The sequence below is a fragment of the Pseudomonas inefficax genome, assembly GCF_900277125.1.
In the GTDB taxonomy this organism is placed as follows: Bacteria; Pseudomonadota; Gammaproteobacteria; order Pseudomonadales; family Pseudomonadaceae; genus Aquipseudomonas; species Aquipseudomonas inefficax.
In genome coordinates, this window is sequence record NZ_OPYN01000152.1 from 81,251 (window position 1) to 87,307 (window position 6,057).

The 6,057-nt window shown below is 62.8% G+C and carries 5 protein-coding genes and 1 pseudogene; 4 read left to right on the forward strand and 2 right to left on the reverse strand.

Annotated elements, in window-relative coordinates; all coding sequences use genetic code 11:
* Positions 1-16: 16 nt before the first annotated feature.
* Entirely contained in the window at positions 17-493 is a 477-nt protein-coding gene (locus tag JV551A3_RS17860) for an Lrp/AsnC family transcriptional regulator (protein WP_133973518.1), read from the reverse strand.
* A gap of 107 nt (positions 494-600) precedes the next feature.
* On the opposite strand from JV551A3_RS17860, the gene JV551A3_RS17865 reads away from it, so the two are divergent.
* From JV551A3_RS17865 to JV551A3_RS17880, 4 genes are all read left to right on the forward strand, one after another.
* Positions 601-1,446, forward strand: coding sequence for an EamA family transporter (locus tag JV551A3_RS17865; protein WP_133973521.1), 846 nt, complete (start codon positions 601-603; stop codon positions 1,444-1,446).
* Positions 1,447-1,648: 202 nt separating this feature from the next.
* Positions 1,649-2,875, forward strand: coding sequence for an MFS transporter (locus tag JV551A3_RS17870; RefSeq protein WP_133973523.1), 1,227 nt, complete (start codon positions 1,649-1,651; stop codon positions 2,873-2,875).
* Positions 2,876-3,176: 301 nt separating this feature from the next.
* Positions 3,177-5,018 (forward strand): potassium transporter Kup, encoded by a 1,842-nt coding sequence (locus JV551A3_RS17875; protein WP_235874602.1) that lies wholly within the window; start codon positions 3,177-3,179, stop codon positions 5,016-5,018.
* Between the two features lie 105 nt (positions 5,019-5,123).
* Positions 5,124-5,444 carry a hypothetical protein gene (locus JV551A3_RS17880; RefSeq protein WP_133979006.1) on the forward strand — a complete coding sequence of 107 codons (321 nt, stop codon included), beginning with the start codon at positions 5,124-5,126 and terminating at the stop codon, positions 5,442-5,444.
* A 457-nt stretch (positions 5,445-5,901) separates the two neighbouring features.
* Here the strand turns inward: JV551A3_RS17880 and JV551A3_RS17885 are convergent.
* Positions 5,902-6,057, reverse strand: a pseudogene (locus JV551A3_RS17885) (methyl-accepting chemotaxis protein); the annotation flags it as partial.

Consider the following 6,057-nt stretch of genomic DNA (forward strand, 5'->3'; position numbering starts at 1 on the left):
ACCCCTGCTTCGCAGTTCAGATCGGAACAGACAACCCGACCTTGACCTTGTCCAGGACAATCAGCGTCCGATAGGTCAGGATGTCCTCGTTGTCTGCAAAATGCAGCCTGACCAGTTTTTCGAAATGCGCCACATCACGGGCAAGCATGACGATGATGAACGAAACCCCTCCGTTGACGAAATAACACTGCTGGATCTCCTCGACATTGGCGAAGTACCGCTTGGCGCGATCCATCACCAAGGATCGGTCGTCCCGCAAGCGCGATTCGACAATGGCGGTAATCATCTGGCCGACGCTCTGCGGGGCGATCACTGCTGTGTTGGCGACGATCACCTCGCTTGCCTCCATCTGGGCGATACGCCGCTGTACAGCAGGCGTGGACAAGCCGATTTCCTCGGCAATCGCTCGCTGGGAGGTTTTGTTGTCACGCTGAAGCAGGCGCAGAATCGCATGATCGAAGCCGTCAAGCGGGCGGCTGGTGGAGTCACTCATTTTCGGGTTCCAAAGAAAGCAGTTCGCTCGTCAGGGGCCTATTTTCACAGCAATTGCTTCGAACGCCGAGCCCTAAAATTGCGTCTCGCATGTTGTTGGAGACGAACGTGGACTCGAAAAGTGTTGGAGCATTCGCGCCGGTCGGTGCTGCCATTGCCGCCCTGGTGTCCGTGCAGACCGGTGCTGCCTTGGCCAAGACCCTGTTCCCACTGGTCGGCCCCGAGGGCGTGGCTGCGCTGCGCCTGGGCTTGTCAGCCGTGATCCTGCTGGCCGTGTTGCGCCCCTGGCGCATCTGGCACCAGGCGAACATGCTGCACCTGCTGGGCTATGGCGTGATGATGGGGCTGATGAATCTGCTGATCTATCGTGCATTTCTCTACATCCCGGTGGGTATCGCGGTGTCCATCGAGGTGATCGGCCCTCTGGGTGCGGCCTTGTTGTCTTCCCGACGCCGAATCGACCTGCTCTGGATCGCCTTGTCGGTCGCCGGCCTTGCCTTGCTGCCCTGGGGCACGGATAGCCATGGCCTGGACCCGCGCGGGGTGTTGTACTCGCTCGCCGCTGCGCTGGCCTGGGGGCTGTACGTGATGCTCGGCAGCAAAGTGGCGGTTCACGGCAAGCAGGCGGTTGCCACCGGGATGTTGTTCGCAGCGCTGCTGGGTGTACCATTTGGCATTGACCAGGCAGGGGCCGACCTGCTGGCTCCCTGGGTGCTCACGGTAGGCCTGGGCGTCGCCCTGCTCTCCAGCACCGTGCCCTTCCTGCTCGACATGTATGCAATGCGGCACCTGCCGCCAAGCATATTTGGCGTGCTGCTCAGCGCTTCACCCGCCGCCGGTGCCATAGCCGGTTGGCTGATCCTCGATGAGGTGCTGACGCAGGTCCAGTGGCTGGGCATTGCAGCAATTGCCATGGCCTGCGCAGGCGCAGCACTGATCGGCCAGCGCCGCTGAAGGCTTGTTTCCGGAGCCTGCAGCATTACTCCCCCTCCAACAGCGGGCGCTCTGCGCAAGGCGTTTCATCGATTGCGCTGATGATTACTATCGAACGACCCGCATGTTGGCCAGGCAAAACCGTCCCCTATAATCGCCAGCAAATTTCCCCCGCTCCTTTGCGCCTGCTTCAGGCGACATCCCTCTCTTGGAACCCAATACCATGCCAAGTGCCAGCCAGGCCCCTCGCGGCCTTCCCGAACATGATCAACAAAGCGTCAGCCAGCAGTGGCTGGCAATCCTGTCGGTCGCCGTCGGCGCCTTCGCCCTGGTGACCAGCGAGTTCCTGCCGGTAGGCGTACTCAACGATGTCGCCAGCGACCTCGGCATCAGTGCAGGCCACGCCGGCCTGATGGTCACCCTGCCCGGCATCATGGCCGCCCTCGCCGCCCCACTGCTGTCGGTGGGCATTGGCGCCCTGGACCGTCGCTACCTGTTGATCGGCCTGACGCTGATCATGATCATCGCCAACGCGGTGGTGGCCTACGCCAGTGACTTCAACCTGCTGCTGTTCGGCCGCGTGCTGCTGGGCGTGAGTATCGGCGGCTTCTGGGCGACGGCCATTGCCCTCAGCGGCCGCCTGGCGCCCAAGGGCGTGGGCGTAGCCCAGGCCACCTCGATCATCATGGTCGGTGTAACCCTGGCCACCGTGCTGGGCGTGCCGGTAGGCACCTGGTTGAGCGGCCTGATGGGCTGGCGCATGACCTTCCTGGTAACCGCGCTACTGGGCGTACCGGTGCTACTGGCGCAGATCCTGTTGCTCCCCCGGCTCAACCCGGACAAGGCCATTCGCATCAGCGACCTGCCGGCCCTGTTCATCAACCCGCAGGCGCGGGTTGGCCTGATCGCCGTGTTGCTGATCGGCCTAGCCCACTTTGCTGCGTACACCTATGTCGCCCCCTTCTTCAAGCAAAGCTCCGGCTTCGATGGGCCTACCATTGGCTCGTTGCTGCTGCTTTATGGCGTGGCCGGGGTATTCGGCAATATCTTCGCCGGTTTCGCCGCCAACCGCAGCGTACGTCACACCCTGCTGCTGGTAGCGCTGATGATCGGCACCAGCACTGCCCTGTTCCCCCATTTCGCCACCGGCATGACCGGTGCCGCGATGCTGATCGGGTTGTGGGGCTTCGCCTTCGGCGCGTTCCCCGCCTGCGCCAGTATCTGGATGTTCGTCGTCGCGCCCAAGGATGTCGAACGTGGCATGCCGCTGTTCGTTGCCATGTTCCAGGTGATCATTGCGCTGGGCTCGTTCTTCGGCGGGCGGATCGTCGACCAGCTGGGCAGCTCGGTGCTGCTGAGCTTGGCCACGGCGTTGGTGGGCTGCGGTTTCGCTACGGTGCTGGTGCTGGGGCGTAATGTCAGCAACAGCCTGGCGGCGCAACCTGGCTGACCTATCCCGCCTTTATATTCTGCCATTGACCGAGGCGCCGCCCCTGGGCAGGGCGCTGGCCAATGCCAGTCAGCTAAGGTTTCTACAGGCTTCACTGGGGCTGCTTTGCAGCCCCGAATGGCTGACGCATGCTGATTTTTTACGCTCTTTTTACGGCTGAGCCGACACACAGAAGGAATACTGGGCGCGCATTGCTCAGGGATGGCATGCATTTCTAGCCGCCAGTCCAGAGAAGCCTTTCGTGAGCCAGTCCACCGTCATCGCAAATCAATCCGTTCCCGGCAAGTCCAACCCCATCGGCATGCTCGTCGCCGCTGTCGGCGTTGTGTATGGCGACATCGGCACCAGCCCGCTGTACACCCTCAAGGAAGTGTTCGCAGGGCACTATGGCGTACAGGCCAACCCCGTCGGTGTACTCGGTGTGCTGTCGCTGGTGTTCTGGTCGTTGCTCTGGGTGGTGTCGCTCAAGTACGTACTGTTCATCCTGCGTGCCGACAATCAGGGCGAAGGTGGCATCATGGCCCTGACCGCCCTGGCACATCGGGCGGCGGCTCCCTACCAGCGCCTGGGCAGAATACTGGTATTGCTCGGCCTGTTCGGCGCCGCGCTGTTCTACGGCGACAGCATGATCACGCCGGCGATTTCCGTGCTATCGGCCGTCGAGGGCCTGCAACTGGCCTTCGACGGCATCGAACACTGGGTCGTGCCGCTGTCGGTGGTGGTGCTGGTGGCGCTGTTCCTGATCCAGAAGCACGGCACCGCGCGCATCGGCATTCTCTTCGGGCCGATCATGGTGCTGTGGTTCATCGTACTGGGTGCATTGGGCCTGCACGGCATCGTCCAGCGCCCGGAGGTGCTGCAAGCGGTCAACCCACTCTGGGCAGTGAAGTTCTTCGTGCTGCACCCGGGCATGGGGGTGGCGATTCTGGGCGCGGTGGTGCTGGCGCTGACGGGCGCCGAAGCACTGTACGCCGATATGGGACACTTCGGCCGCAAACCCATTGCCCGGGCCTGGTTCCTGCTGGTGTTGCCCGGGCTGGTGCTGAACTATTTTGGCCAGGGCGCACTGATCCTCGGCGACCCGCAGGCAGTGCGCAACCCGTTTTACCTGCTGGCACCCGAATGGGCTTTGCTGCCCATGGTCGGGCTGGCCACACTGGCCACCATCATCGCGTCCCAGGCCGTGATCTCCGGCGCGTTCTCGTTGACGCGCCAGGCTATCCAGCTGGGTTATGTACCGCGCATGTTCATTCAGCATACCTCCAGCGAGGAACAGGGGCAGATCTACATCGGCATGGTGAACTGGGCACTGATGGTCGGCGTGGTGCTGCTGGTGGTTGGCTTCGAGTCATCCGGGGCGCTTGCCGCAGCCTATGGGGTAGCCGTGACCGGGACCATGCTGATCACCACGCTGCTGGCTTCGGCAGTGGTACTGTTGTTGTGGAAGGCACCACGCTGGCTGGCGGTGCCGATGCTGCTGGCGTTCCTGTTGGTAGACAGCCTGTATTTTGCCGCCAATGCGCCGAAGATCCTCCAGGGCGGTGCATTTCCGGTGATTGCGGGCCTGGCGCTGTTCATCCTGATGACTACCTGGAAGCGCGGGCGAAGGATCATCGTCGAGCGGCTGGACGAGAGCTCACTGCCACTGGAGCTGTTCATTACCAGCCTCAAGGCCCAGCCGCCTCACCGCGTCGGCGGTACTGCCGTGTTCCTGTCCGCCAGGCCCGAGGCGGTGCCCCACGCTTTGCTGCACAACCTGCTGCATAACCAGGTACTGCATGAACAAGTGGTGCTGTTGACCGTCGTGTTCGAGGATGAACCACGGGTCAGCGCAGGCAAGCGCTGTGAGGTCGAGGCATTTGGTGACGGCTTTTTCCGCGTGAGCCTGCATTTCGGTTTCATGGAGGAGCCCGACGTGCCGTTGGCGTTAAGCCGCTGCCAACGTGCGGACCTGGAGTTCGGCCCCATGCGCACCACCTATTTTCTCAGCCGGGAGACGGCCATTGCAGGCAGGAAGATGGGCATGGCCCGCTGGCGGGAGCACCTGTTTGCCTTCCTGCTGAAGAATGCCAACAGCAACCTGAAGTACTTCCAGCTGCCGCTGAACCGGGTGATTGAGCTGGGCACTCAGGTCGAAATCTGAGCAGTCATGGATCGCAACCCTTCTGTCAGGACAACAGAACTTGCGAAGCCGTCGCATGTCTTATCGGCACCTTAGCTCTATCTGCGCCGTTGGAGGCGAAACGACATGAGAAAAACCCTGGTGGCCGTCTTTGCGTGTGCCTTAGCACTCGGCGCGACTGCATTGTTGCCTGCCGATGTCTCGCCGATCGGTTCCGCGCATGCCAAAGGTGGTGGCAATGGCGGCGGCAAGGGTGGGTTCAACGGTAATGGCGCCGGCTACGAGAGTGATCATGCCGGCAAGGCCACCCGCAACCATGGCGAGAGCGGTAATCACTATGGAAGCCTGCGCAACGATGACAACGGCCGTGGTACTACCCGGTCCGGCCTTGCCCATTCCAAGGAACACGACAAGGCCGGGCGCTCCTCTTCGAAACACAATCGTTAACTGAACGCGCGGATGATGTGCCCTCGAACCGGGCGCTGGTGTGGATGGCACCGGCTACGCCGGTGTTCGCGGGTGAACCCGCTCCCACAGGCATGGCGCATTCCTTCAGCTGGCGGGGTTCCTGTGGGAGCGGGCATGCCCGCGAAGCAGGCGACGCGGTGGATGGCACCGGCTACGCCGGTGTTCGCGGGCGCGCCCGCTCCCACGGGTACAGCACATTCCTTCAGTTGGCGAGGTCCCTGTGGGAGCGGGTTTACCCGCGAAGCAGGCGACGCGGTGGATGGCACCGGCTGCGCCGGTGTTCGCGGGTGAACCCGCTCCCACAGGTATGGTGCATTCCTTCAGCTGGCGAGGTCCCTGTAGGAGCGGGTTTACCCGCGAAGCAGGCGACGCCGTGGATGGCCGGCTGTGCCGGTGTTCGCGGGCGCGCCCGCTCCCACAGCCTGCCCGACAGATCTCAAACTTTGAACCGCCCCACCAACGTCGTCATCTCCCCCACCAACCCCGACAACGCCTTGCTCGCCTCACTGGTCTGCTGCGCCCCCGCGGCCGAGAATGTCGACAGCTCGCGAATGTTCAGCAGGTTGCGGTCCACCTCTCGCGCCACCTGGGC

Coding starts and splice junctions, on each gene's coding strand:
- JV551A3_RS17860 (WP_133973518.1), bottom strand. CDS start 493: ATGAGTGACTCCACCAGCCGCCCGCTTGACGGCTTCGATCATGCGATT.
- JV551A3_RS17870 (WP_133973523.1), top strand. CDS start 1,649: ATGCCAAGTGCCAGCCAGGCCCCTCGCGGCCTTCCCGAACATGATCAA.
- JV551A3_RS17875 (WP_235874602.1), top strand. CDS start 3,177: ATGCTCGTCGCCGCTGTCGGCGTTGTGTATGGCGACATCGGCACCAGC.
- JV551A3_RS17880 (WP_133979006.1), top strand. CDS start 5,124: ATGAGAAAAACCCTGGTGGCCGTCTTTGCGTGTGCCTTAGCACTCGGC.